This is a genomic window from Agrobacterium tumefaciens, from assembly GCA_025559845.1.
GTDB lineage: Bacteria > Pseudomonadota > Alphaproteobacteria > Rhizobiales > Rhizobiaceae > Agrobacterium.
In genome coordinates, this window is sequence record CP048472.1 from 14489 (window position 1) to 38672 (window position 24184).

Consider the following 24184-nt stretch of genomic DNA (forward strand, 5'->3'; position numbering starts at 1 on the left):
TCCTTCCGGTCAATAGCGGCGGTGTGCGCGCAAAATCGCGCCTGTGGCCTTGCCTGATGCGGCCTCAATCCCGACGAGAATCTGGATACGCGGCTTCTGGAGTTCCTTCACCGCCAAGGCGAGCGGGGTGGCGTCATCCATTTGCGTCCATCGGTCCGCGAGGTTGGCCACCTTGACCAGGTCCGAAACCGTATGATCATTAAGATCGATCATCCCACCCAACCTCTTTGCGCACTCTGTGATGAAGCGGATGGCGTCTACTACTGTGAGCGCCGCGATCGGACGCCCGTCATCGTCGAGGCAGATGATTGCCTGATGCTTTTCGTCGAGCAGCTCGGCCAGCTCACTCAAACCCGTTTCCGGCCTGACTGGCACGAACCCCGGATCGAGCTTCGCGGCCAGCGTGTTGGCATTGGTGCCGTCCCGGCGAGGGCGCGTTCTGACGACGGTGCTGAGAGTGGAGTGATGCTTCATCCAGGTTGCCGTTTCGGCGCATCGTAATTCGATCAGCCGCACGATCTTGGCATGAATGTCAGTCACGTTTAGATCAAGAACCGGTTCGTGATGGGCCACGCGATTCCGGAAGACATTGATCGGCTTTACCAGGTTCTGGATTTCCTGGCGGCTTTCGCCGTGCTGTAGATGGGGGAAAGCGATATTGACGGTGGTGCGCCAGAGGCCACCATATTCCGGCCGAAAGAGGTTCGACCAAAAATCGAAGGTGAGCGTCGCGACGATCTGGTCACGTGCTGCGCCCGCGCCCGCCCTTTGTATCGCCTTGTCGAGCGTCGCCAAGCCATTCCCTGTCAGAGTTTGATCGCGGAATGTGGCGTCCTGATGCCAGTTCGCTCCGAACCTTGCGACAAGGATCCCGTCGACGGCATTTCGCAGTGTCACTTCTGCCACATTAAGCGGATAGAGGAACGCTTTGGCAACCCGGGCGTTGTAGAGATACAGCGCCATCGCATATTCTTCGTGATTGCCGCCCTTTGCAAGGTAAGTTGCGAAGCGCGGCTCGGAAATCGAGGCACGGATGGCCTGCAGTTGCGCCGGCAGGTAGGGAAAAGGAACTTGACTTTCTGCCATATTACGTAGATAACTACTCCAAAGCAGTCGAACAGGCCCCACTGGCTTGCCATGCGCCTTCGACACCGATATTTGTGCACCAGGTCAGGCCAGTCCTCACCTGGTGTTTCAATTTCTAAGATATGATTCGTGCAGCCGCTAGCAACAGAGTTGCTCGGATGTTGCCGCTGTAAGGCGAACCCCTTTCCGGAATTTGCGAATGCTCGACGTCCGCTTCTCGCATTATTGCACGGTCTGACTGCGCTTAATGGTTTGCGCCAGGGCGTCGACAACCTGCGGGAACCGTTCCGGTTCGCGTATGGCCGCCTTGATCTCATCGGCCCAGCCCGGGTTTGACATGCCCCATTTGCCCATCGCACCCCCGTCGATTCCGCGATGGCGGATAAGAAACTCGCTGATCATGGCCGGCACGCGTGCGGTAATGAATTTTGCGTTGGTTGGCTTTGCCCTTGCTATGATGACGAACGCACTCGCGAGACTTTCCAAATCATCTTCCTTGGCGAGTTCTTTCATCAATTCGAGGACGGCGCCCGAGGGCGTATTGTAAGCCTTGGAGCCATGCTCGGCGATCGCCCTCGCGATCCGTTCGGCTGTGTCGACGTTCACTTTAGGCACCTCTTCGCTAAGGCCGGCGAGCGCTTCGGCCCTGGCCCGGCGCTCGGCAGCGAGTTTCTTGACATCTTCGGCATCTACCACGGTTGGAACCCATACGGTCACCTTCTGCCATCCTTCCGCCGCGCGCAGTTCGCGCTGCCGCTTCATGCGGTCCGTGACTGTCCTGTCGCCCATATAAACTCCGTAGTACGACTACGGGGCAACATAGTGCGTAAACCTACTACGGTCAACCTCAAAATGTGTCTTTTAAGTATGATCCAGCTTCCCTCCCCATCGGCGGGCTGCTGCTGCATCATTATCTTCGCCCCGTGTAAAGCGACCGCCCAGGCCACGCGAATGATCGGCAGAGACTTTGCGCTTTAAATGATGGCCTGATCTCGCATTGTTATTTCTGCAGTCTCTTGGTCTTTGCGCTCAAGGTTCTGGGCGACCAGTGTCACAACCTCGGTCCGAGCATCGGAAGGTGCATTCGGAATTCGGTTGAGCGCGGAGTGGGACCCGACGTAGAGTCAGCGGATTTTCGGGCGCTCTTCTCCAGATCCGGCTACGAAATGATGGCATCAAAAACGTCGCCTGTGGCAATTCAAGGTCAGTCCTTCAACGCTTGAAGCGGTAAGAGCCGACACATACCTTTGCATCGCAGCACCTGGGACGCACTCCGACGGTATTCTGATGAGCGAGATCGTCTGCCGACCCGCGCGCCAGCAGGTTCTTCTTCACAGGGGATCGTGGGCGGGGTCTGAACCATGCCAACCCTCATTTCTCCTTCATTCTCTGGACCCGTGAGGCCCGACTGCGGGGAGCTTCCGAGACAGAGGGGCCAAGGATTCACGATCTTCGCCATACCTTCGCGGTGCGCACACTTCTGGACTGGTACAGGAACGTTGAGAACGTCGATCGTCGAATCCCGGAACTTTCGACATATCTCGGCCATGGAAAGGTGGCCGACACATACTGGTATCTAAGCGCACATCCCGATCTTCTGGAGCAAGCCAAACTCCGTCTCGACGCGCGATGGGAGGCGGCACAATGACCAGTTCGCTTCCACGTCTTATCGAGCGCTTCTTTACACAGCGGCTAATGCGCCAACGCAATGTCAGCACGCATACCGTCGCCTCCTACCGCGACACCTTCAAGCTCTTTTTGAGGTTCGCCCACCGCAAGACGGGCAAGCAGCCATCATCCCTGATGCTTGAAGATTTCGACGCAGAGCTCGTCATAGCATTCCTGGATGACTTCACCGCAGAAAGACGATCGGGCACCGCCACCTACAATCTCAGGCTTACCGCTATTCGAGCCTTCTTTCGGTTCCTTGCATTCGAGGAGCCTACCTTTAGCCATCAGATCCAACGCGTGCTCGCCATCCCCGGCAAGATCGGCACGAGGCGCGAGGTACAGTTCCTTGTCCGGGATGAGATCAAGGCGCTCCTGGCAGCACCGGACAGGCGATTATGGATCGGTCGCCGCGACTGCTGCCTCCTCCTGACGGCAATACAGACGGGCATGCGGCTCTCCGAACTGGTCGGCCTCGATCGCGGCGCTGTCACCCTGGACACTGGCGCGCATATTAGATGTTTCGGAAAAGGACGGAAGGAGCGCGTCACTCCGCTCACCAAAATTCTGAGTTCCGTGCTTAAACAATGGCTGGACGAGCCAAGATTGGGCCAGTCCGACATCCTCTTCCCGACCGTGCATGGATCTCGGATGAGTCCGGACGCGGTTCAATATCTGCTGGCGAAGCATGTGAAGCAGGCGGCACAGCAATACCCGTCATTGCGAGCCAAGCGCATTTCACCGCACGTTCTTCGTCACAGTGCGGCGATGGAATTGCTGGATGCGGGGGTGGACAGCACTGTCATCTCACTTTGGCTTGGCCACGAATCCACACGCTCCACCCAAGCCTACCTTCATGCGCATCTGGCGATCAAGGGGGCCGCACTTGCAAAGGTTGCCTCGCTGAGCAAGCAGCCTTTCTGTCGCTTCAAAGCTAACGATAAACTCTTGTCGTTTCTTGACAACCTTTAGCAACTTGACGCCGCAGGCTATCCTGCGGCGCCAGCAGACCCGTTCTCTAAATGTTTGATGGTAGTATCCTTGCGCCGGAAATGTTCATCGGAACACTGTAAATATGTTCAATCAATAACGGCTATCGTTTGGCGACCGTCTTTGAATTCGAAGGCCAGCTCGACGTCGCGCTCAATGGAGCGGCTTCGCGATAATGGTGGAAGTCGGCCGCGTTCGAAGAAAGAAACTTCGCTGGTTTCCAGCCCGCTTGTCAGCGTCAGTTCACCCGTTCGGCGGCAAAGGAAGAACATCTTGTAAAAGTCCCGCGCATCTGGCTCATAACTGCTCTTGGCCTTGTGGCGAACGCTGTAGAGCTGACACACCGAAACGGCGATACCAGCTTCTTCCCGTACCTCCTTTACTACATTCTCGGAGGCCGAAAGCCCTACGTCTGCAAAGCCTCCCGGAAGCGTCCACAGACCGTCGGATCTCTCGCGCACAAGCAGTATTTTGCCATTTTCGATCAGAGCTGCGCGAACGTCGATTTTAGGCGTGGCATACCCTTTGGCAAAGTCAGAGACCAAGTCGCGAATGCGTTCCACCGGAACATCGGCGAGATCAGCCAACATGGCGTTCGCTATTGCTGCGATTTCCTCGTAGCGTTCACGATCAAACTCATCTTTGCAGAACGAATGCCCGGTCGAAGCTATCGCTTGGAGACGCTTCGCCTTTGCCAACCAGGGTGTTTCAGACATTGATCGCTCCTTCACCAGACGGCTCGATCGAGACAGTATTGATCATAAAAGATGGCTGCAATGGGTCGCGGCTTACCTTCAAGTGGTCTGAAATATGCCGAGCTTGCCAGGCGGCTTCACCTGAAATCTCGGGCTTTAAGGAACGGGCTCGGCATAGTCTCCGGCTCGGGATAAGCGCCCGATCTTCACATTGATACGCTGAAAATCAAAAGCCGGAACTTCCATTGATTTTCCCCATCCTGAGGCGCGGTGGCGCCCAGGGAGTTGTCAGTCCGCTCGCAGCAATTTTAAAGCAAAATAAAGCTTGAGCGCAATTTCCAGAACAAAAATCGCTGTCTGAGCCCGAGGTTAAGTTTAGATCATCAGATTATTATACAGGAGAGGCCAGCGGAAGATTGGTATCGACAAGAAGACCCAGATTTCGGGACCGAGAACTACGCAGAGCATAAAACAGAGAACCTCATGATACGCGCTTTCAAATCGTCGTCGAACTCAACCGAAATTATCAACCTCGACAGGGATGCCATCCGAGAAAACCATCGGAATGGTCGACAAACCAATATTATGTTCGACACCAATATCCTGATTGCAATCGAAAGCGCCTATAAGACCGGCCAGCGACACCAGGAACTTAAGAATGCTGGTGTTCTGGAACTCGCGAGACTCATCGAGAAGACCTCCAGGTATGGCGTATTCATCTCGCCCGCAGCGGCTTACCAAGAACTGCCCCCAGCGCGTCGAGGCGACGTTGAAGCAGCGTTCGACAGGTTTCTTGCAGACTATCTGCCAAATTTCCGTGAGGACCCAAACTCGATGAAGGTTCCGTATGCTGGTGGAAAGATGGACCCTGAGCATTTTAGCGCGCTGTCGCTGGAGCGTCAGAAGGCAATCTCGTGCTCATATGCTTCGCTGCTCGCTATGAACGTCATACATCGATTAGAGGCGTTGAATGGCCTGGAAAAATTCGCCCTCTACATCGATTATTGCGCCGAGGTGCTGGATCTCATCAGTCTCAAGGAACTGACGATCGCTCGATATGTCTTCGCCCCCGAAAATGGCTTAACTGACCAACTCAGGACGCGGAAAGTAGCTATCACAAACAACTTCGTGAAACTGAAAAAGGGTGGCGGCAAAGGCTTGACACCCGACAAAGTACTGGAGCGCATCGCTTTGAATGGAGCTAACGACCTGAAGCTGATTGCTGCTGCAGATATCGTGAACAATTCGCGCGAGCAGTTCAACTTCGGCATCATCGAGCATGATGTCTGGATCGCAACGAGCGACGACAAGCTCTACGAGTTTTGCTGCGCCTGCCCGGGCTACATGCGTCGGGAACGTGGCGGTCCCCTGGCTAGATATGTCGAGACACATACTGACATAAAAGGAACCCGCTACTGGCGGGATTCCATCGAAATACAGCAGCGCAGACTTGAGGAGCGTTATTTCGCAGTAGATCGCGAAAGGGAAATGGACTCAATCGTGCAGTCAGCCTTTGATATCGAGGCTGACCTGCTGAACGGTAAAGCTGACGATTATTTCAGACTAAGGTCATGGCGATCTCCGCGAGTGATGCACAACTAATAAGGGTCCTCGCCCCGGGCCTCTAGACGCAAGCGTTCGAACCCATGCTTTCACTCCTGCTCCTTTAGCTGTTGAGCCAGTACGGCAATGTCCTCGCTTTTCATCACGCGTTCCAATTTCTTCCGCTCTTCTCACCAGCTCAGTCTTACCGCGCTTCCGAATTGATACCAAAACCGGCCTCTGAGGAGAGCAGATCTCGGAGAGATCCGCATTCGCTATAAGGTTTGCTCCCGCATGATCATTGTCGGTTGAACGAGGTCCATAGGAGACGTGCCATTCCGCTCTTGATGGATGGCTTCCTGGTCCGGCCCCGGATCTCCGACGATCAACCCGCTGCGGGGTCGGCTAGCAAGCTGCCGCCGCTCGGCTTCGCCCTCGCGGTGATCGCGACCGGTTCCGGACACTGACGGGAGCCATCGAGCGGGAATGGCCCGCTCCAAAGATGGAGCCTTCAGATGAACACCGATCTTTCCCTTGCCCAAAACCACGCCTTTCAGCTTTCCCGCACTCTGATGGTTCCGGTCACGCTCTTCCGGTCCGGCGACGAGTTCGGCGTTCTCCCGAGCGACGAACTCGATGACGAAGACGATCTGGTGATCGTGCATGAATACGTTCCGGGCGGGTCTCATTGAGACCCTTCTCCCTCGTGCCGCTTGCGAGCGGCAGGCGGCAAGGGAAGCTGCGCCGCGGCTGCACGATCCGTCAGCGCAAGGTGCAGATCTGCAGGTTGCCAGCCGCGCCCTTGCCTTCTTTGCTCTTCGCGGCGTCCGGAGAGGAGCCCGCGGGTGCGGGGAAATGGAAATGGAAACAGAAGGAAGGGCGGACGCAATGCGCGTCGGGAAGAAAAATGGAAAAGAAGGAACTGGAAGACCTCAGGGATCGGGTGCAATGCGCTGCCGTGCTGGAGAAGGCTGGGTTTGCCATCGACCTGAAGGAGAGCACCCGCAGGGCGGTCAAATTCCGCGGCGGCGGGGCCATAATCATCGTGATTCACGAGGGCAGGGGCTGGTTCGATCCGCTGTCCGATGCCAAGGGTGACGTGTTCGGTCTTGTCGAGCATCTCGACCGAGTGCCCTTTGTCGAAGCCCTCGACCATGTCGCATCGCTGGTCGACTTCGTCCCGAAGGAGCCGGTCTGGACCCACGCTGCGCGCGAGATCGATCTGCCGGCCGGAGTTTCAGAACGATGGACGAAGCGGCGCAAGCCGTGGCCGGGCTCGATGACCTGGCGCTATCTCCGCGACGAACGCTGCGTTCCGGAAGCAACCATCCGCGCAGCGCTCCGGCATGATCTCGTGCGCGAAGGTCCGCGCGGCAGTATGTGGGCCGCGCACCGTGACAGCGAGGGCGCCGTCACCGGCTGGGAAGAACGCGGGCCGGAGTGGCGTGGCTTTTCGACCGGGGGAGCGAAAGTGCTGTTCAGGTTCGGCGCGATCCACGCGCCGCGCCTTTGCGTGACGGAAGCTGCCATCGACGCCATGAGCCTTGCCGCGCTGGAGAGTAATCGGCGTGATAGCCTCTATTTCAGTACCGGCGGCGGCTGGGCACCTGCCACCGATGCGGCGATCCGTTTATTGGCGGCGCGGAAGGGTATGTCGGTGGTCGCCGCCACGGATAATAACGCGCAGGGCGATGTCTACGCTGATCGATTGGAAGCAATTGCCCGGGACGCCGACTGCAGATTTGAGCGCCACCGTCCCCACCACGAGGACTGGAACGAGGACCTTTGCGCTCAGCTGCGCGCGAATTCGAGGAGAGGCGCGATGTCGTGATTATCCGCGGCCTGCAGTGCCGCGACGTACCGGGTGCGCAGATTTCCCACGTCGCCCAGGCTTCCGCTACCCCAGCTGAAGGGCTCGGCGCCCAGTTTTTCCACGAGCAGATCGGCAGCCAGACGCGAATGGCGCCCATTGCCGTTCGGAAACGGGTGGATGGCGACAAGACGATGGTGGAATCTGATTGCGATCTCGTCCGGCGCGAATATCTCATGGTCGACCCAATACCGAACGTCATCGAGCCGTGCCGTGAGTTCGACCGGAATTCGGTAGGCCTGGATGCCGATATTGCGCTCCGTCGTTCGGAAGCTGCCTGCCCATTGCCAGACCTCGCCGAACATGCGTCGGTGCAATGTACGCATGAAGGTTTCGGTCAGCATCCTGCCGACCGGCATGCGCCGTCGTCCACGCGCCCAGGCGGCACCCTCGACGATGTTCTCCTGTTCCGCCTCGTTGAGATCCTGCCTGTGGGTGATCCAGCTTTGAAGCAGGCCCTCGCGCTCCTGCGGCTCGAGCGGTGTTGCGTCCTCGGGTTCTTGGAAGAGGTCGGTCATCTTTCTGACCAGAGGTCGCGCTCGGAAAGCTGGTCGCGGATGTAGGCCTGGAGACGGGCTTCAAGATCGCCATTGTCTGTTCCCTGCGCTTCGAGGCGCATTGTGTGTGCGACCCGTTGCAGTTCGCGCATTGCGATCTTGCGCGCGCGCTCATTGACGGCGGTCTCGAGCGACGTATTCGGGACCAATGCGTAGACCAGCGTGCAGTCGAGTGCCTCTGCCGCACGCCGCAACGTACTGAGCTGGATTGTTCCGGATGCCTCCGACTTCTCGATCGCTTCCACGGTCTGGGGCCGGATTCCCATCCTTGAGCCGAGCTGCGCTCCTGTCATGCCGAGCGCGTCGCGCAACGCCCGGACCCATCCTTTTGGCGGTGCCCTGAAACCCTCTGCCGGCTGCAGCCCGCGAAGGCGCTCGTCAAGCCTTCTGCGCGCTCGCTTTCTTGCGTCGTCCTTCATCGTTCAACTTTCTACCGCGGCTGATCATCAGACAACAGGCTGATTGTTGCGTACAAATTATCAGTTTACACCCTGATTATCAACGCCAAATAATCAGCCCCAAGTATGATAAGACGAGTGATTGAAACAGCCTGTGAGCTGATTTCACCTGAATGAAATACCAAGGAGGGGAAGGAAGAGGGGAAGGGGAAGGGAAGGGGAAGGCCGGCTGCCGCATGCCCGCCAGCCGCGTCAAGGGTAAAGCTTCGCCCGCTGCGCGGCCCTTGACCCGTCCGGGCGGAGAGGCGGCGCCAAGGAGGGGTCAGGAAGGGCTGAAGAGGATGGCGACATCGCGAGGATGAGCCGCGTGTCCTTCCCGATAAGGCTGAAAGGAGCCTGCCCATGACCGTCTCTTCGATACGAAAAGTCTTTGAAGGCATCGCCGACCGCCGGCAGATGTTCCGCATGTTCGACCGCCACGCGCAACGCCCGAACCGTTGGGAGGGTGACGATAGCGCGCTCTATCGAGGCGAATGGTTCGAAATCGCCCAAGCCCAGCACGACTACATGTTCGAGATCCTGCCGCCGCTGTTCATGCGAGGCGACATGTTCGCCATGCGCGAGTTCCTCACCGGCAACATCACGAGTATTTTCTTCACCCTGAAGATCGATGACCGCATGCGGTATTTCCATGCCTATTGCGACTTGTCCGACAAGGGTTCGCCCGAGCGAATGCGCGGCGCAATCGCAGAGCGGGAAACCCGGCCCGTTCGGGCAATGACGCGCGAGGAACGCCTGGACCACATCTGGTCGAGCACCCACGATGACTATCGCGGCTATGCCGGCGAGCGCTGGCCGGAACACGACCACGGCAAGCGGACCGTGCTGTTCTACGGCGGACGCCAGGGCACCCGCCTGAAGCTGCTCGACGACCTCACGGATGCGGAGATCGCGTCGAAGCTGCCGGTGCATCTGCGGTACCTCCCCGACGCGATCGCGGCTTGACGGGAGGCGGCGATGTTCACCTTTTCCGTGACGGACATCCGCGTCGTCATGATGCACGGACGGCTGGACGCCTACCTCAACGGCGGTTTCCGCAATCCCCACTACGGAGTGTTTCCGGGCCGCGATGAGAAGCCCGGTCTTTGGTTGGTCGGCGACGAGGGCGTCTACATCCTCTCCAATGGTAAGCTCGCCGCAGGGCAGCGGCCGTTCGTCGTCTATGCCGAAGAGTGCGATCCGAAGACCAACCCTGACTACTGGCACTACAAGCGCCAGCATTTCGGCGGCGATGACGGCGTCGAGTTTCTCGATGGCGCCATGCTCGTGAAACTGATCGCGGCAAGCCCCGGCTGCACGCATCTGAAGATCGCGTTCCTGCAGGACTCGATGCAGCTCTTCGTGATCGAGCGAAACTAGCGATCCTTCGACAGTCGCCATCTGGCGGCGGTCAAGCCCACCCAATCCCCCTCATCCCACGCATGTCGCCGGCCGACTGGAACCTTCCAGCGGGACGGCGACGCGCGCCTTCACCCAGGAGATTTCAGCATGTCACATGACGAGCACTTCACCATCGATCTTTTCGGCAGCACTGCGCTTTCGTCCGGCCTCGGCCTTGGCGTGACGGCCTTCGGCAGCAACTTCGAACCAGACGATGATCCCGATCCTACAACTCCAGCGCCGGCTTTGCCGATCGCCTCAGTCGTGCGACCGTCGTCCCGGCAGTGCCGTGCCCGTGGCCTGAACTTCAATCTCGCCGATGACCGTGGTCTCGCCCGCAGCTGGAAGGACCGTGCGCGCGACAATATTGCAGCGATCCGGCTCGCTGCCGAGATCGAGGCGAGCGAACGTCCTGCGACGCGCGAGGAACAGGAGACGCTGATCCGCTTCACCGGCTTCGGCGCGTCCGATCTTGCCAACGGCGTCTTCCGCCGTCCGGGCGAGCTCGAATTCCGCAAGGGCTGGGACGAGATCGGTTCCGATCTGGAGGATGCGGTCGGCGAGACCGACTATGCGTCGCTTGCCCGCTGCACCCAGTATGCCCATTTCACACCGGAGTTCATCGTCAGGGCGATATGGTCAGGGCTTCAGCGCCTCGGATGGCGCGGCGGCCGGGTGCTGGAGCCGGGAATCGGCACAGGCCTGTTTCCGGCGCTGATGCCGGAAGCGCTTCGTGATCTGTCGCACGTCACCGGCGTTGAACTCGATCCCGTAACGGCATGCATCGTCCGGCTGTTGCAGCCGCGCGCGCGGATCCTCACTGGAGATTTTGCGCGCACGGAATTGCCAGCGAGCTTCGACCTCGCCATCGGCAATCCGCCGTTCTCCGACCGGACCGTGCGATCAGACCGGGCTTATCGCTCGCTCGGTCTGAGACTTCACGACTACTTCGTCGCCCGGTCGATCGACCTGTTGAAGCCGGGCGCTTTCGCCGCCTTTGTCACGAGCTCCGGCACGATGGACAAGGCGGATTCGGCGGCGCGCCAACATATCGCGACGACCGCGGATCTGATTGCGGCTATCCGCCTGCCAGAAGGCAGTTTCCGAGCCGACGCAGGCACGGACGTCGTCGTGGACATCCTTTTCTTCCGCAAGCGCAAGGTCGCCGAGCCCGAGGGCGATCTCTCGTGGCTCGACATCGAGGAGGTGCGGCCAGCGACCGGCGACGAGGGCGCCATCCGGGTGAACAGATGGTTCGCGCGGCATCCGGATTTCGTGCTCGGCACCCATGCGCAGACCTCCGGCCCCTTCGGCGAGACCTATACATGCGTTGCCCGCGATGGCGAGGACCTCGTCGCCGCGCTGTCGGCCGCCGTCCATCTCCTTCCAGAAGGCCGCTATGACGGGGAGCCGACCGACATCGATCTCGATCTCGGTCTGGAGGATGCGATCGACGCGGCCCCCGTCGACCTGCCGTCCGACCGGCACGTGCGTGAAGGCAGCTTCTTCTTCGACAATGCCCGCGGCCTCATGCAGGTCATCGACGGCGAGCCCGTTGCTCTAAAAGTCCGCAAGGGTCGCAATGCTGACGGCATCCCGGAGAAGCATGTCCGCATCATCCGGAAGCTCATTCCAATACGCGACGCCGTCCGTGAGGTGCTGAAAGCCCAGGAGCAGGACCGGCCCTGGAAGGATTTGCAGGTCAGGCTGCGCATCGCCTGGTCGAGCTTCGTGCGCGACTTCGGTCCGATCAACCACACCACGGTCTCGATCACCGAGGATCCGGAGTCTGGCGAGACACGCGAGAGCCATCGCCGCCCGAACCTGCAACCGTTCGCGGACGATCCCGATTGCTGGCTGGTCGCCTCGATTGAGGACTACGACCTCGAAAACGACACCGCGAAGCCCGGCGCGATCTTCACCGAGCGCGTCATCTCGCCGCCCGCACCGCCTGTCATCACCAGTGCAGCAGATGCACTCGCCGTGGTGCTCAACGAACGCGGGCGCGTCGATCTCGACCATATCGCGGAACTTCTGCACCGTGATCCAGACGATGTCGTCGCTGAGCTCGGCAATGCGATCTTCCGCGATCCCGCCGATGGCTCGTGGCAGATGGCCGACGCCTATCTGTCCGGTCCGGTTCGCGACAAACTCAAGGTTGCTGAAGCCGCGGCCGCGCTCGATCCCGTCTATAACCGTAACGTCACCGCTCTGGCGGGCGTTCAGCCGGTCGATCTTCGACCTTCCGACATCACCGCCCGTCTAGGCGCTCCATGGATACCGGCCGCCGACGTCGTCGCCTTCGTCAAGGAGATGATGGGAACCGATATCCGGATCCATCATATGCCCGAACTGGCGTCATGGACCGTCGAGGCCCGACAGCTCGGCTATCTGGCCGCGGGAACGTCCGAATGGGGAACGGACCGCCGCCACGCAGGCGAACTGCTGTCCGATGCCCTGAACAGCCGGGTGCCGCAGATCTTCGATACGATCAGGGATGGCGACAGCGAAAGGCGGGTTCTCAACGTCGTCGATACCGAGGCTGCAAAGGAAAAGCTTCACAAGATCAAGGACGCCTTCCAGCGCTGGATATGGTCTGATCCCGATCGCACCGACCGGCTCGCGCGCGTCTATAATGACCGCTTCAACAACATCGCACCGCGAAAGTTCAGCGGAGATCATCTCAACCTTCCAGGCGCCTCGGGCGCCTTTGTTCTTTATGGACACCAAAAGCGCGGGATCTGGAGGATCATCTCGTCCGGCTCGACCTATCTTGCCCATGCCGTCGGCGCCGGCAAAACCATGACGATGGCGGCAAGCATCATGGAGCAGCGGCGTCTCGGCCTGATCGCCAAGGCGATGCAGGTCGTGCCGGGGCATTGCCTTGCGCAGGCGGCACGCGAGTTCCTGGCGCTCTATCCAACGGCTCGTATCCTCGTTGCCGACGAGACGAATTTTTCGAAGGACAAGCGGGCCCGGTTCCTGTCGCGCGCGGCGACGGCGACCTGGGATGCGATCATCATCACGCATTCCGCCTTCAGGTTCATCGGCGTGCCGGCGGCATTTGAAAGCCAAATGATTCACGATGAGCTGGAGCTCTACGAGACCCTGCTGCTGAAGGTCGAGGATGAAGACCGGGTGTCCCGCAAACGGCTGGAGCGCCTGAAGGAAGGCCTGCAGGAGCGGCTCGAAGCGCTTTCCACCCGCAAGGATGATCTTCTCACGATCGCCGAGATCGGCGTCGACCAGATCATCGTCGACGAGGCGCAGGAGTTCCGCAAGCTCTCCTTTGCCACCAATATGAGTACGTTGAAGGGGGTCGATCCGAACGGCTCGCAGCGGGCCTGGGACCTCTATGTGAAGTCGCGCTTCATCGAGACGATCAATCCCGGCCGGGCGCTCGTGCTTGCGTCGGGCACGCCGATCACCAACACGCTCGGCGAAATGTTCTCGGTCCAGCGGCTGATGGGCCATGCCGCGCTGGAGGAGCGTGGCCTGCACGAGTTCGATGCCTGGGCGTCGACGTTCGGCGACACCACCACCGAACTGGAGCTTCAGCCATCCGGCAAGTACAAGCCGGTCTCCCGCTTCGCGAGCTTCGTCAACGTGCCCGAGCTGATCGCGATGTTCCGGAGCTTCGCGGATGTCGTGATGCCGGCGGATTTGCGCGAGTATGTAAAGGTGCCGGCGATCTCGACCGGCAGGCGCCAGATCGTCACGTCGAAGCCGACGCAGGCGTTCAAGCACCACCAGATGGTGCTGGCCGAGCGCATCAAGGCGATCGAGGAGCGCGAGCGGCCGCCGCAGCCGGGCGACGACATCCTGCTCTCCGTTATCACCGATGGCCGGCATGCGGCGATCGACCTGCGTCTGGTCGACGCCGACAATGACAACGAGCCAGACAACAAGCTCAACAATCTCGTCTCGAACGCCTTCCGCATCTGGAAGGCGACGGCAGGCAGCGTCTATCTCCGTCATGACAGCAAGCCGTTCGAGGTGCCAGGTGCTGCGCAGATGATTTTTTCCGACCTGGGCACCATCAGCGTCGAAAAGACGAGGGGCTTCTCCGCCTATCGCTGGATTCGCGACGAGCTGATCCGCCTAGGCGTGCCGGCGTCGGAGATCGCCTTCATGCAGGACTTCAAGAAGTCGGAGGCGAAGCAGCGCCTGTTCGGCGACGTTCGGGCCGGCAGGGTCCGGTTCCTCATCGGTTCGTCGGAGACGATGGGAACCGGGGTCAACGTCCAGCTCCGCCTGAAGGCGCTGCACCATCTCGACGTCCCCTGGCTTCCCTCGCAGATCGAGCAGCGTGAGGGCCGCATCGTTCGGCAGGGCAACCAGCACGACGAGGTCGATATCTTCGCCTACGCGACCGAAGGCAGCCTCGATGCCACGATGTGGCAGAACAACGAGCGCAAGGCCCGCTTCATCGCTGCCGCGCTCTCCGGCGACACCTCGATCCGGCGGCTGGAAGATATAGGCGAGGGGCAGGCCAACCAGTTCGCAATGGCGAAAGCCATCGCGTCGGGCGATCAGCGGCTCATGCAAAAGGCGGGGCTTGAAGCGGACATCGCCCGGCTGGAACGGCTTCGTGCAGCGCATATCGACGACCAGCACGCCGTTCGCAGGCAGCTTCGCGACGCCGAGCGCGACATTGAGGTGTCGACACGGCGGATTGCGGAGATCGGTCAGGACATCACGCGGCTGGTTCCGACCACTGGCGAGGACTTCACCATGACGGTCGCGGGGAAAGACTACTCCGAACGCAAGGAGGCGGGCCGCGCCCTCATGAAGGAGATCCTGACCCTAGTCCAGCTCAGCCCAGAGGGCGAGGCCGTCATCGCCTCGATCGGCGGTTTCGAGCTCGAATATCACGGCCAACGTTATGGCAAGGATGGCTATCGCTACACCACCATGCTGAAGCGAACCGGCGCGGACTACGAGATCGAGCTTCCGGTTACGGTGACGCCGCTCGGGGCTGTTTCACGCCTCGAGCACGCGCTCGACGATTTCGATGGCGAGCGGGAGCGCTATCGCCAGCGTCTCGGCGACGCCCGCCGCAGGTTGGCGTCGTACCAGTCGCGCGGCGAAGGCAGTGAATTCGCATTCGCCGGGGAACTGGCCGAAAAACACCGGCAGCTTGCCGAGGTCGAGACGGCCCTGGCGGCTGATGTCGGTGAGCGGATCGCGGCTTGACAAGCGACACTCGTGACAACATCTGCCCGCACGGACGCTCTTTTGAAATGAGAAAATAAGGAAGGGGGAAGCTTGCTCGCAGATCGGGCAGGCCGCTGACGCTTGCGCTCAACCGCGGCACTGCGCAATCCCGGCCCATCGTCCTGCGCAGGGCTGTAAGCCCCGCTTGGCCAGCCGGGCAGGGATGCTCGGCCGCAGTTGCACGGGCCCGTCCGCTCCGCGGTCCGGGAAGTGTCTTCGGAAAGAACTGAAGACGGAAAAGGGCCGGCAAGGCGCCGGCTCACCAATCCCGGAAGGAGCCAATCTCATGCAAATCCTCAAACTCGATCCCCGTGCGCTGAAGGACAATCCCGACGACACGCGTCGCTCGAAATCCTCGCCGCAGTCTGACGCGCTGTTGCTCGCGACGGTAAAAGCGGTCGGCATCATCCAGCCGCCGGTCATCTCACCGGAAATCGACGGTGGCAATGGCTACATCATCCAGGCCGGACACCGCCGCGTGAAGCAGGCTATCGCAGCGGGAATGGAGGAAATCACCGTCCTCGTCGTCGAAGCTGCCAACGACAACGGTGCAATGCGCTCGATGGTGGAAAACATCGCCCGCGAGCCGCTCAACCCCGTCGACCAATGGCGCGGCATCGAACGCCTGGTTGCGCTGGGCTGGACCGAGGAAGCGATCGGCGTGGCGCTCGCACTGCCGGTCCGCCAGATCAGGAAGCTCAGACTCCTGGCCAATGTGCTGCCTCCCATGCTCGACCATATGGCGCTCGGCGACATGCCGAACGAGCAGCAGCTCCGGACCATCGCCGCAGCCTCGCTCGATGAGCAGAAGGAGGTGTGGAAGGCAAACAAGCCCAAAAAGTCCGAGCGAGCCGACTGGTACAATATTTCTCGGGCGCTCTCGAAGACCCGCATGTTCGCCAAGGATGCGAGCTTCGGGGATGATCTCGCCGCTGCCTACGGCATCGAATGGGTAGAGGATCTGTTCGCCCCGGCCGACCAGGACAGCCGCTACACCACCAACGTGGAAGCGTTTCTCGGCGCCCAACAGGAATGGATGACGAGCAACCTTCCGAAGAAGGGGGCGATCATCGAGGTCAACAACTGGGGTCAGCCGGAACTGCCGAAGAAGGCGGAGCGCGTTTACGGCAAGCCGTCCAAGTCCGATCACGTCGGGATGTATCTCGACCGTGACGGCAAGGTGCAGTCGGTAGCGTACAGGATACCCGAGGAGAAGAAGAAAGGCAAAGGTGGCGCGGCCACTGCGGGCGGTCTGCCCGAGACTGACGACACCGTCGTCGATGCACCAAAGTCCCGGCCGGAGGTGACCCAAAAAGGCCAGGACATGATCGGTGACTTCCGCACCGATGCCCTGCATGAGGCTCTTGGACGCGCCCCGATCGAGGACGACATGCTGATGGCCCTGCTCGTGCTTGCATTCGCCGGCCTGAACGTCCGCGTCGATTCCGGCGCCAGCGATACCGTGTTCGGACCGAAGCGTTTCAAGCGCCACGCCGCCCGGCTGATCGGCGAAGACGGCAGGCTCGCCTTCGACGGGGAGACGCTGCGCGTGGCCGCGCGTTCGATGCTGATCGATGTGCTGTCGTGCCGCCGGGGTATGTCCAACAGCGGCGTGATCTCCCGGATCGCAGGCGACGCGATCGGCGCCGACAACTTCCTGCCGAACATGGGCTCGGAGGACTTTCTGCTGTGCCTGTCTCGCCAGGCGATGGAAGCGGCTGCGAAGGAAGCCAACGTGCTTCCGCGCCAGAAGGTGCGGGAGACGCGCGCGGCTCTCGTCGACCACTTCAGGCAAGAACGCTTCGTTCACACCGCCGCACTCTTCGCGCCCGATCCGCAGGACATCGTGGATCTGATCAAGAGTGGTGAGGTGCTCGATGGCGACACCAAGGGTCATGACGGTAGGGACGACAACAGCGCGGAAGAAGAAGACGTCGATGGTTCCGCCCTTGGTGAGGAAGAAGGCCTCGCCACCCCCGAAGACGAGGCCGACCTTCCAGACAGCGCCGACGACGCTCCCGAAGCCGTCGATCCTGACGAAGAGCAGGATGCTTACGGGATCGCTGCGGAGTAGCCGCGTCCCTCGTTCCCCTTCCGAATGAATGTCCCCCGCCGGTGATTTCCACCGGCGGCGGCTTCGTTTCCACCCCTGAAGATCAAGGAGATCAACATGTCCGCATATCTCGCATTCCTGGTCCCGATCGGCACCGTTCTGGCGTGGGCCGACGGCCAGCCGCGCCCGCCGGAGCGCCATCGCAAAAAGCTGTCCGCGTGGAAGACCAACAACAGCAGCGGCCGGCTGATCCGCAAGCAGGATGAGCGCGGCGCCGGCAACATCATCCTGCCGCCCAGCTTCACGCTGCACGAAGGCGACTATGGCGGCGGCGGTGTTATTACGATCCGCGTCCACCGCACATTTTCGCTGGAAGCCAGCCTGATGTTCACCATCGTCGAACGCCCGGCGGTCGGCAGTTGCCGTGTCTTCGACCGCCCCGGCGATAGCGCCGAGCTCGTCCATCTCGCGGCGAGCCGGCAGGCTGCGCAGGAATGGCTGACCACCCATGGCTACCCGTCCGCCGTCCTCGAGGACGTCACGGCGGATGAGATCGCCGCCGATGTCGTGGAAGGGAGGGCTGCCGCATGATCGATCTTCCCACCACACACATGCCCGACTGCATCCCCGGATTTCCTGGGGTTTCCTTTGGTCTGTCCTGCGAAGGGTTTCCCGTCGCCCGCGTCGGCGATCACGCCTTTGCCATGCTGCCAGGTCATGCCGGACGGCATTATCTGGCCACCGGCTGGAAGATTGGGCGTCCGTTTCCCGAGTGGCGACGGGGAGACTTCTACGGCCATTCCCGCGAACTCACTGACGAGGCGGCGTTTAGTGCACACGTCCTTGAACAGGCCGAACATCAGCGCGAAAAACAGGTGCTCGGACGTCGAAATATCGCCACCCACGTGCATACGCCATGGGGTTCGTCCCAGCACTCGACAACCTATGCCGAGGGGGTCGAATTCCACTCCAGTGCAAGCCACGGCGGCTTCAGGCTCTCGGCCGATCGAAACCGCACGGTCCATCCGCTGCTCCGGGCGGACGACGGGTTCTACGAGGAGGATTGCGCTTGGGCTGCCGTGGCGCTCACCTTCCCTGAACTGTTCACCAGCTTCGAGAAGCGTTGCGCCAGCGAGACGCTAAAGGATTGGGAGCCCGATGAGTGGGAGGCGATTTTCGCGACTGTGCTTACTCCCGGCGAATCTCATGTGAAGGATCGCCGCGCGTTCGAACTCGAGCACGCCGGCGACTGGATCGTGATCTCGGCACTTCGATCCGACCATCATCCGGGCATGACCGAGGTGATCGCCACGCGCGGAGGCAGGCGCGATCATGGCGGCGCGGAACGGCGATTTCTCGTACCGTCACCCGAATACGAAGCAGGCCGTTTCGGCTTCATCATCGATGAAGCGCGCCACGCAGCCTACGACGGCCCATCAAGCTTTGTCTCGTGGACGGGGAGGACGTCGGCATGAACCGGTCCATCGATCGACAGGCGGAATTGCGGCGCATGGAAGAAGCGTGCCGGCAGACGCGGCATCAGCTCGATATGATCGACCGCCAGATCATTCGCAGGATGACCGCGCTGATCCCATCGCTTGGGCGGCGCAAACACGGATATCGCCGCGGCAGGCCTCTCGAACCCGACGCCTTCCTCACCCGCTACCGCTCCAATCTTGCGGCGATCACCGCGCAGCGCCAGCCAGAGATCGATGCTCTGACGCGCAAGCTTATGCGTCAGCAGTCCGCGATTGCGGCATTGCAGGAGGCGATACCATGAAGCGCCATGAACCGCTTCCGTCCCTCACGGATCAGGAGGTAAAGGCGCTTCAGGATTACGCGGCCAGGCACGGCCGATCCTGGAAGCGTATTCTCAACACCGTCTGGATGGGCGAAGGGCGCTGCGATGACGGCCAGATCCTTCGCAAGTTGCGCAACACGCACGGCCCAACCTGGCTGGACTGCTATCGGCTGCCGAAACCTTGAGCAATCGGCACAGCCCTGCTCAACGCTTCCGCACGAACTCGGTGCGCAGGACCAGGCCTTTGATTGCGTCATGCCGGCAGTCAATCTCTTCCGGATTGTCGGTCAGCCGGATCGAGCGGATGACCGTGCCCTGCTTCAGGGTCTGGCCGGCGCCTTTGACCTTCAGGTCCTTGATCAGCACGACGGACTCGCCATCGGCCAGCACGTTGCCGGAGGCGTCGCGCACTTGAGCGGCCTTTGCTTTCTCTGCCGCAATTTCTGATGCTGGACGCCATTCACCGGTCAGTTCGTCGTACATATAGTCGTCGTCGTTCTGGTCACTCATCTGGTGTTTCCTTTTGCGAATACTTGTTCGCTGGTCGTGATATCAGGTGGGCGTCTATCGTGGATCGGTGCGGCGAGCAAACCCAGCGGTTGGCGCCGGCCTATCAGGCAGATCGGCAACCCATCCTGGCGGTGCGGAGGTGGCTGACACACGCGGATCGAATGGGTCGGCTCATCGAGGCAGATCTGGCGCGTGCCTTGCATGATTTCCTCTCCGGCTTCGGCATCCGGGATCAGCCCCTTGGCCGTTCTGTCCTTCGGTTTCGTGGCGGTCTGAACCAGCACCCGTCCGGTTCAAGGCCGCTGTCGCGCCGCGGGGCGGCCAGTCATGCCGCTCTCGACAAAACAGGGACGCGGGCTTCGCAGAACCGTGGGTTCCGCTTGCCCGCCCCCCCTGCTTCGCTCGATCAGGCCTGCCCGGACCCTGAACCGCCCGGCTTGCGCCGGTTCTTTTCGACCGCACCGAAGGACAGAACGGCCAAGGGGCCGAACGCTTCGGACAAACCGAAAAGGAAGCCATCATGGCAAAGCCCGCAACTCCTTCCCGCCAAGCCGCACGCCCCGCCGCACGCGTTGTGCAACTCCGCAAAGGCGCCACTATCGAAATGGTCCGCCTGACATGCCCCGATGAAGTGCAGGCGCTCCGGATCGCCGAAAGCTTCGGGACGGCCATCCTCGACAGCGACGGCATCCGCGACATGCACGAACGCCTGATCGTCGAAACAGCGACCGGCCTCTCCGATGGCCTCGGCGAACGGGCGATGCAGATCCATCTCCAGCGCATCGTCGGCGCCTATGTCGGATCGGCCCATGGCGCTGGCCAGTTCTACAGCAAGGCCGTCACCGAAGCTCGCGATGCGACCGCCAAGGGTGCGTCGGAGGCTCGTGACGAGGATCTCGATGGCCCGGTCGGATACGACAGCGCCGCCCAGCGCAAGCGTGAGTTCGCAGCCGACATGGGTATTCAGGCCCATGCGCTGCGCCTGGCAGCTGAAGGCGCCGTCGCAGCCTACGAACAGATTGTCGGCGAAACGTGGAAGCCATTCGATCGGCCGGTCGACAATCCCGGCCAGACGCTCGACCGCAAGGCGGCCGCAGCACAGATGGACGCTCTTGGCTGAGACGTCTCCGGCGGAGCTCCGGCTCCGCCTTCGTCGGGATAAGGCCGCCTCACTCCGAGGCGGCCATTTTTCGTGTCACCGTCGGAGCGAAATTCAGAGGAAAGACGAAAAGAGGGCGGCGCGGCATCGCTGCCCCGTCCCGTTCGTCGGACCTGCAGGAGCCGGCCGCAAGCCGCAACGGCTACGCCGTCCTCCACATACGTTGCGGCCGTTCCGGTGCGTTTCCCGCCGATCGCTCCTGCTTTCGGCCCTCCGCGACGGGGCCGCGATGGGCGCGGCCTCCTGACAAGGAGGTTTGGACATGACAAGGAAATCACAAAACACGCGCACCGATATCTACGCCCGCATCACGGACAGGATCGTCGCTGACCTGGAAAAGGGCGTACGCCCATGGGTGCAGCCGTGGAGTGCTGCCAATCTGACCGGCCGGGTGAGCCGGCCACTACGCCACAACGGACAACCCTACACAGGCCTCAACGTTCTCCTTCTCTGGTCGGAGAGCGTCGCCAGCGGTTTCGGGTCATCGACATGGATGACGCTGCGCCAGGCAAACGAGCTCGGCGCTCACGTGCGCAAGGGTGAGAGCGGCGCGACCGTCGTCTATGCCAGCCGCTTCACCAAAACCGGGACAGACGCGGGCGGTGGCGAGGTTGAACGCGATATCCCGTTCCTCAAAGCCTACACGGTCTTCAATTGCGATCAGATCGATGGCCTTGCAGATCATTATTACAGTCGCCCCGAACCGATCGCGAAACCGCTGGAGCGCATCGAGCATGCCGATCGCTTCTTCGACAACACGGGCGCTGTCGTCCGATACGGCGGCGACAAGGCCTACTATTCTCCCGCGACCGACCACATCCAGCTGCCGCTGCTCGAACAGTTTCGCGACATGGGCTCCTTCGTTGCCACGAGAGCACACGAAACCTTGCATTGGGCAGGCGGTCCCGCGCGGCTGAACAGGGATCTCAGCCGCTACCATAAGGACCGCCGCGAAAGGGCATTCGAGGAAATGCTCGTGGAATTGGGGTCAGCGATGCTGTGCGCGGATCTCGGCATTGTGCCGGAGCTTGCACCGCGCCCGGACCATGCCGCCTATATCCAGAGTTGGGCCGAGATCCTCGGCTCGGACAAACGCGCGATCTTCAATGCTGCGGCGCATGCGCAGCGTGCTGTCGCCTATCTGCATGACCTTCAGCCGGAAGCCACGGCCGGGCAGGAGGCTGCCTGATGCTTCATGATCCAAACTTTGCAGGACAGGGTGTGCCTTCTCCGATCCGGCTGCGTGCGCTTTCGCTTGGCGCCGGTGTTCAATCCACCACCATGGCGCTGATGGCAGCGCATGGTGAAATCGGACCAATGCCGGATTGCGCGATCTTCGCCGATACCGGTTGGGAGCCAAGAGCCGTCTACGAGCATCTCGAATGGCTGACGTCGCCGAATGTCCTGCCGTTCCCGGTCCATATTGTATCGGCCGGCAATGTTCGCGACAATCTCATGGACGCCGCAGCCGGTAAACGCTGGGCTTCTATTCCGGCGTTTGCAAAGACGGTGACGCCAGCCGGAAGTATGCGCCCGGTTCTGGACGAGGACGACGACGGTGAACTCGTTGAAATCGGGTCACGCACGACATCGCGCCAGACTGTTTCCATCGGCATGATGCGCCGGGCCTGCACCACCGACTTCAAGATTGTGCCGATCCGCAGGAAGGTTCGGCAATTGTTGGGTCTCACGCGTAAACGCTCGCCTGATCATGCGGTCGCGGAACAGTGGATCGGGATTTCGACAGACGAGGCGAGCCGGATGAAACCCTCGTTTGAGGATTGGCAGGTCAATCGGTGGCCGTTAATTGAACAGCGCATGAATAGGCAAGATTGCTTTGCCTGGCTGCGCCGACATGATTATCCGACGCCCCCGAAATCCGCCTGCATTGGATGCCCGTTCCACGATAACGGACGTTGGCGTCACATGCGTGATCATGATCCGGAAGCGTGGGCAGACGCGGTAGTCGTCGATCGAGCGCTGCGTTCCGGTATTCGCCGCATCCGCGGCGACGTCTATCTCCATCGCTCGTGCGTTCCTCTTGACGAAGCCGACCTGTCGACGGCGGCCGATCACGGCCAACTCGATCTCTGGCCCATCGAATGCGAAGGCATGTGTGGCGTCTAAGGGTAGCATATTGGCGGCTTGGCAACGGATGATCGCCCATCTTTGAGCGCAAGACGTGCCCCTACGTGGCCCAGTCGGCCCGAAGCTGTGAAAATGGCCAACTCGAAGAACAAAGATGGAATCTTTCACATTAGGGTGGCTTCCCCGTCTACCAGTCACAATAGGGTCAGTTTGCCCCTATTGTGACGCGCAAGGAACGTAACACATGACCGTCACCCTGGGCTGCACTCAAAAATGATATATCGTTTCAGCTGTCGCAAAAATCCACGTCATTTCACGGACTTTTGCGTTCGATATTTGCGACAGGAATTGGCGAGGCTCTTCAGAGCACCACCGAGCACGCCGAAAACTCAGGATTTCCGCGACTATCGCGCCGCGACCACGGCCACGCCAGCGCCGACCATGACACCGCCGGCGGCCCGGTTCACGCGGCGAACAACGATCGGCGTCCGCAGCAGCTTACGAGCGCGGCCGGCAAGGATCACATGCCCTCCGATCACCACGGCCTCTACGGCGAGGATGACGGCCGCCAGCGCCGCAAGATGGCCGGGGGTCAGCGACGATCCGACCACGTTCGGCAGCAGCGCCACATAGAACAGCGGCATTTTCGGGTTGCCGAGATTGAGAGCTACGCCCGTCGCGAAGACCGCCAGTAGGCCGCGCCGTTCGGAAACGGGTTGCAGCTCGGGGACGACAGGCTCGGCCGTCCAGAGCTTGATACCCATCCAGACCAGATAGGCCGCGCCGGCATAACGGAGGATCGTCATGACGACGCCCATCTCGGCGGCGAGGATCGACAGGCCGAAGGCGGCGAGGGTCAGGAAAATCAGGATTCCAACGACTGTTCCGGCTCCATAGGCGATGCCCGAGGCCGCGCCATTTGAAATCGTGCGGGCGACGATCGTCATATTGTCCGGGCCGGGACTGGCGGCGAACACGAAGAAAGCCGCTGCGAAGGCAAGTAAGGTGGAAATTTCCATGGAACCCCCGAAAGTTATCGTTGCTTTCGGGCTTTCAGAATACGCGTTTTCCTCCCATCTGGAAGGGGCCAACATAAAAAACGGGAGTTGC

At 60.9% G+C, this 24184-nt stretch carries 22 protein-coding genes; 14 read left to right on the plus strand and 8 right to left on the minus strand.

The genetic code is table 11. The features are described from left to right. Positions 1–9 precede the first annotated feature (9 nt). Both FY156_29320 and FY156_29325 read right to left on the minus strand, forming a co-directional pair. Complete coding sequence (locus FY156_29320; protein ID UXS05655.1) at positions 10–1152, minus strand: Abi family protein; 1143 nt, start codon at positions 1150–1152, stop codon at positions 10–12. 156 nt (positions 1153–1308) lie between these two features. Next, positions 1309–1875: a hypothetical protein gene (locus FY156_29325; GenBank protein UXS05656.1), complete on the minus strand. Its 567-nt coding sequence runs from the start codon at positions 1873–1875 to the stop codon at positions 1309–1311. A gap of 855 nt (positions 1876–2730) precedes the next feature. Here FY156_29325 and FY156_29330 point away from each other — a divergent pair. Next, a complete protein-coding gene (locus FY156_29330) occupies positions 2731–3726 on the plus strand; it encodes a tyrosine-type recombinase/integrase (protein ID UXS05657.1) in 996 nt (331 codons plus the stop codon). A gap of 107 nt (positions 3727–3833) precedes the next feature. On the opposite strand, the gene FY156_29335 is transcribed toward FY156_29330, so the two are convergent. After that, the gene (locus FY156_29335; protein ID UXS05658.1) at positions 3834–4460 is read right to left on the minus strand and encodes an NUDIX hydrolase; all 627 of its coding nucleotides are present in this window, start codon (positions 4458–4460) and stop codon (positions 3834–3836) included. Positions 4461–4922: 462 nt separating this feature from the next. On the opposite strand from FY156_29335, the gene FY156_29340 reads away from it, so the two are divergent. Beyond that, on the plus strand, positions 4923–6041 hold the full coding sequence (locus tag FY156_29340; protein UXS05659.1) for a hypothetical protein: 1119 nt from the start codon (positions 4923–4925) through the stop codon (positions 6039–6041). 697 nt (positions 6042–6738) lie between these two features. Further along, positions 6739–7812: a DUF3991 domain-containing protein gene (locus FY156_29345; protein UXS05788.1), complete on the plus strand. Its 1074-nt coding sequence runs from the start codon at positions 6739–6741 to the stop codon at positions 7810–7812. Here FY156_29345 and FY156_29350 read toward each other — a convergent pair. After that, on the minus strand, positions 7773–8369 hold the full coding sequence (locus FY156_29350; GenBank protein ID UXS05660.1) for a mobile mystery protein B: 597 nt from the start codon (positions 8367–8369) through the stop codon (positions 7773–7775). The two genes, FY156_29345 and FY156_29350, sit on opposite strands and share 40 nt — an antisense overlap. Next, positions 8366–8827, minus strand: coding sequence for a mobile mystery protein A (locus tag FY156_29355; GenBank protein UXS05661.1), 462 nt, complete (start codon positions 8825–8827; stop codon positions 8366–8368). Before FY156_29355 ends, FY156_29350 begins: the two co-directional genes overlap by 4 nt. Before the next feature lie 381 nt (positions 8828–9208). Here FY156_29355 and FY156_29360 point away from each other — a divergent pair, with 381 nt between their 5' ends. The 8 genes from FY156_29360 (at position 9209) to FY156_29395 (ending at position 19502) form a co-directional block, all read left to right on the plus strand. Then, positions 9209–9811: a DUF1419 domain-containing protein gene (locus tag FY156_29360; GenBank protein ID UXS05662.1), complete on the plus strand. Its 603-nt coding sequence runs from the start codon at positions 9209–9211 to the stop codon at positions 9809–9811. Between the two features lie 12 nt (positions 9812–9823). Next, on the plus strand, positions 9824–10225 hold the full coding sequence (locus FY156_29365; protein ID UXS05663.1) for a DUF3085 domain-containing protein: 402 nt from the start codon (positions 9824–9826) through the stop codon (positions 10223–10225). A 129-nt stretch (positions 10226–10354) separates the two neighbouring features. Next, positions 10355–15442, plus strand: coding sequence for a lactate dehydrogenase (locus FY156_29370; GenBank protein ID UXS05664.1), 5088 nt, complete (start codon positions 10355–10357; stop codon positions 15440–15442). A gap of 307 nt (positions 15443–15749) precedes the next feature. Next, on the plus strand, positions 15750–17537 hold the full coding sequence (locus FY156_29375; GenBank protein ID UXS05665.1) for a ParB N-terminal domain-containing protein: 1788 nt from the start codon (positions 15750–15752) through the stop codon (positions 17535–17537). A gap of 96 nt (positions 17538–17633) precedes the next feature. Next, positions 17634–18107 carry a hypothetical protein gene (locus FY156_29380; protein ID UXS05666.1) on the plus strand — a complete coding sequence of 158 codons (474 nt, stop codon included), beginning with the start codon at positions 17634–17636 and terminating at the stop codon, positions 18105–18107. After that, a complete protein-coding gene (locus tag FY156_29385) occupies positions 18104–18991 on the plus strand; it encodes a hypothetical protein (GenBank protein UXS05667.1) in 888 nt (295 codons plus the stop codon). The genes FY156_29380 and FY156_29385 overlap by 4 nt, the downstream gene beginning before the upstream one ends. Further along, on the plus strand, positions 18988–19296 hold the full coding sequence (locus FY156_29390) for a hypothetical protein (GenBank protein ID UXS05668.1): 309 nt from the start codon (positions 18988–18990) through the stop codon (positions 19294–19296). The genes FY156_29385 and FY156_29390 overlap by 4 nt, the downstream gene beginning before the upstream one ends. Next, on the plus strand, positions 19293–19502 hold the full coding sequence (locus tag FY156_29395) for a hypothetical protein (GenBank protein UXS05669.1): 210 nt from the start codon (positions 19293–19295) through the stop codon (positions 19500–19502). Before FY156_29390 ends, FY156_29395 begins: the two co-directional genes overlap by 4 nt. A gap of 19 nt (positions 19503–19521) precedes the next feature. On the opposite strand, the gene FY156_29400 is transcribed toward FY156_29395, so the two are convergent. Both FY156_29400 and FY156_29405 read right to left on the minus strand, forming a co-directional pair. After that, positions 19522–19827 (minus strand): alkylphosphonate utilization protein, encoded by a 306-nt coding sequence (locus FY156_29400; protein UXS05670.1) that lies wholly within the window; start codon positions 19825–19827, stop codon positions 19522–19524. Beyond that, entirely contained in the window at positions 19824–20111 is a 288-nt protein-coding gene (locus tag FY156_29405) for a hypothetical protein (protein UXS05671.1), read from the minus strand. The genes FY156_29400 and FY156_29405 overlap by 4 nt, the downstream gene beginning before the upstream one ends. A 236-nt stretch (positions 20112–20347) precedes the next feature. On the opposite strand from FY156_29405, the gene FY156_29410 reads away from it, so the two are divergent. The 3 genes from FY156_29410 to FY156_29420 all read left to right on the plus strand — a co-directional run bounded on the left by FY156_29410 (position 20348) and on the right by FY156_29420 (position 23113). Further along, positions 20348–20947 carry a hypothetical protein gene (locus tag FY156_29410; GenBank protein UXS05672.1) on the plus strand — a complete coding sequence of 200 codons (600 nt, stop codon included), beginning with the start codon at positions 20348–20350 and terminating at the stop codon, positions 20945–20947. A gap of 301 nt (positions 20948–21248) precedes the next feature. After that, the gene (locus FY156_29415; GenBank protein ID UXS05673.1) at positions 21249–22175 is read left to right on the plus strand and encodes an ArdC family protein; all 927 of its coding nucleotides are present in this window, start codon (positions 21249–21251) and stop codon (positions 22173–22175) included. Then, entirely contained in the window at positions 22175–23113 is a 939-nt protein-coding gene (locus FY156_29420; GenBank protein UXS05674.1) for a hypothetical protein, read from the plus strand. The genes FY156_29415 and FY156_29420 overlap by 1 nt, the downstream gene beginning before the upstream one ends. 365 nt (positions 23114–23478) lie before the next feature. On the opposite strand, the gene FY156_29425 is transcribed toward FY156_29420, so the two are convergent. Further along, entirely contained in the window at positions 23479–24093 is a 615-nt protein-coding gene (locus tag FY156_29425) for a LysE family translocator (GenBank protein UXS05675.1), read from the minus strand. Positions 24094–24184: the final 91 nt, after the last annotated feature.

Excerpts from the sequence above, each read along its gene's own strand:
- FY156_29325 (UXS05656.1), bottom strand. The coding sequence starts at position 1,875 with ATGGGCGACAGGACAGTCACGGACCGCATGAAGCGGCAGCGCGAACTG.
- FY156_29330 (UXS05657.1), top strand. The coding sequence starts at position 2,731 with ATGACCAGTTCGCTTCCACGTCTTATCGAGCGCTTCTTTACACAGCGG.
- FY156_29335 (UXS05658.1), bottom strand. The coding sequence starts at position 4,460 with ATGTCTGAAACACCCTGGTTGGCAAAGGCGAAGCGTCTCCAAGCGATA.
- FY156_29340 (UXS05659.1), top strand. The coding sequence starts at position 4,923 with ATGATACGCGCTTTCAAATCGTCGTCGAACTCAACCGAAATTATCAAC.
- FY156_29350 (UXS05660.1), bottom strand. The coding sequence starts at position 8,369 with ATGACCGACCTCTTCCAAGAACCCGAGGACGCAACACCGCTCGAGCCG.
- FY156_29355 (UXS05661.1), bottom strand. The coding sequence starts at position 8,827 with ATGAAGGACGACGCAAGAAAGCGAGCGCGCAGAAGGCTTGACGAGCGC.
- FY156_29360 (UXS05662.1), top strand. The coding sequence starts at position 9,209 with ATGACCGTCTCTTCGATACGAAAAGTCTTTGAAGGCATCGCCGACCGC.
- FY156_29365 (UXS05663.1), top strand. The coding sequence starts at position 9,824 with ATGTTCACCTTTTCCGTGACGGACATCCGCGTCGTCATGATGCACGGA.
- FY156_29370 (UXS05664.1), top strand. The coding sequence starts at position 10,355 with ATGTCACATGACGAGCACTTCACCATCGATCTTTTCGGCAGCACTGCG.
- FY156_29375 (UXS05665.1), top strand. The coding sequence starts at position 15,750 with ATGCAAATCCTCAAACTCGATCCCCGTGCGCTGAAGGACAATCCCGAC.
- FY156_29380 (UXS05666.1), top strand. The coding sequence starts at position 17,634 with ATGTCCGCATATCTCGCATTCCTGGTCCCGATCGGCACCGTTCTGGCG.
- FY156_29385 (UXS05667.1), top strand. The coding sequence starts at position 18,104 with ATGATCGATCTTCCCACCACACACATGCCCGACTGCATCCCCGGATTT.
- FY156_29390 (UXS05668.1), top strand. The coding sequence starts at position 18,988 with ATGAACCGGTCCATCGATCGACAGGCGGAATTGCGGCGCATGGAAGAA.
- FY156_29395 (UXS05669.1), top strand. The coding sequence starts at position 19,293 with ATGAAGCGCCATGAACCGCTTCCGTCCCTCACGGATCAGGAGGTAAAG.
- FY156_29400 (UXS05670.1), bottom strand. The coding sequence starts at position 19,827 with ATGAGTGACCAGAACGACGACGACTATATGTACGACGAACTGACCGGT.
- FY156_29410 (UXS05672.1), top strand. The coding sequence starts at position 20,348 with ATGGCAAAGCCCGCAACTCCTTCCCGCCAAGCCGCACGCCCCGCCGCA.
- FY156_29415 (UXS05673.1), top strand. The coding sequence starts at position 21,249 with ATGACAAGGAAATCACAAAACACGCGCACCGATATCTACGCCCGCATC.
- FY156_29420 (UXS05674.1), top strand. The coding sequence starts at position 22,175 with ATGCTTCATGATCCAAACTTTGCAGGACAGGGTGTGCCTTCTCCGATC.
- FY156_29425 (UXS05675.1), bottom strand. The coding sequence starts at position 24,093 with ATGGAAATTTCCACCTTACTTGCCTTCGCAGCGGCTTTCTTCGTGTTC.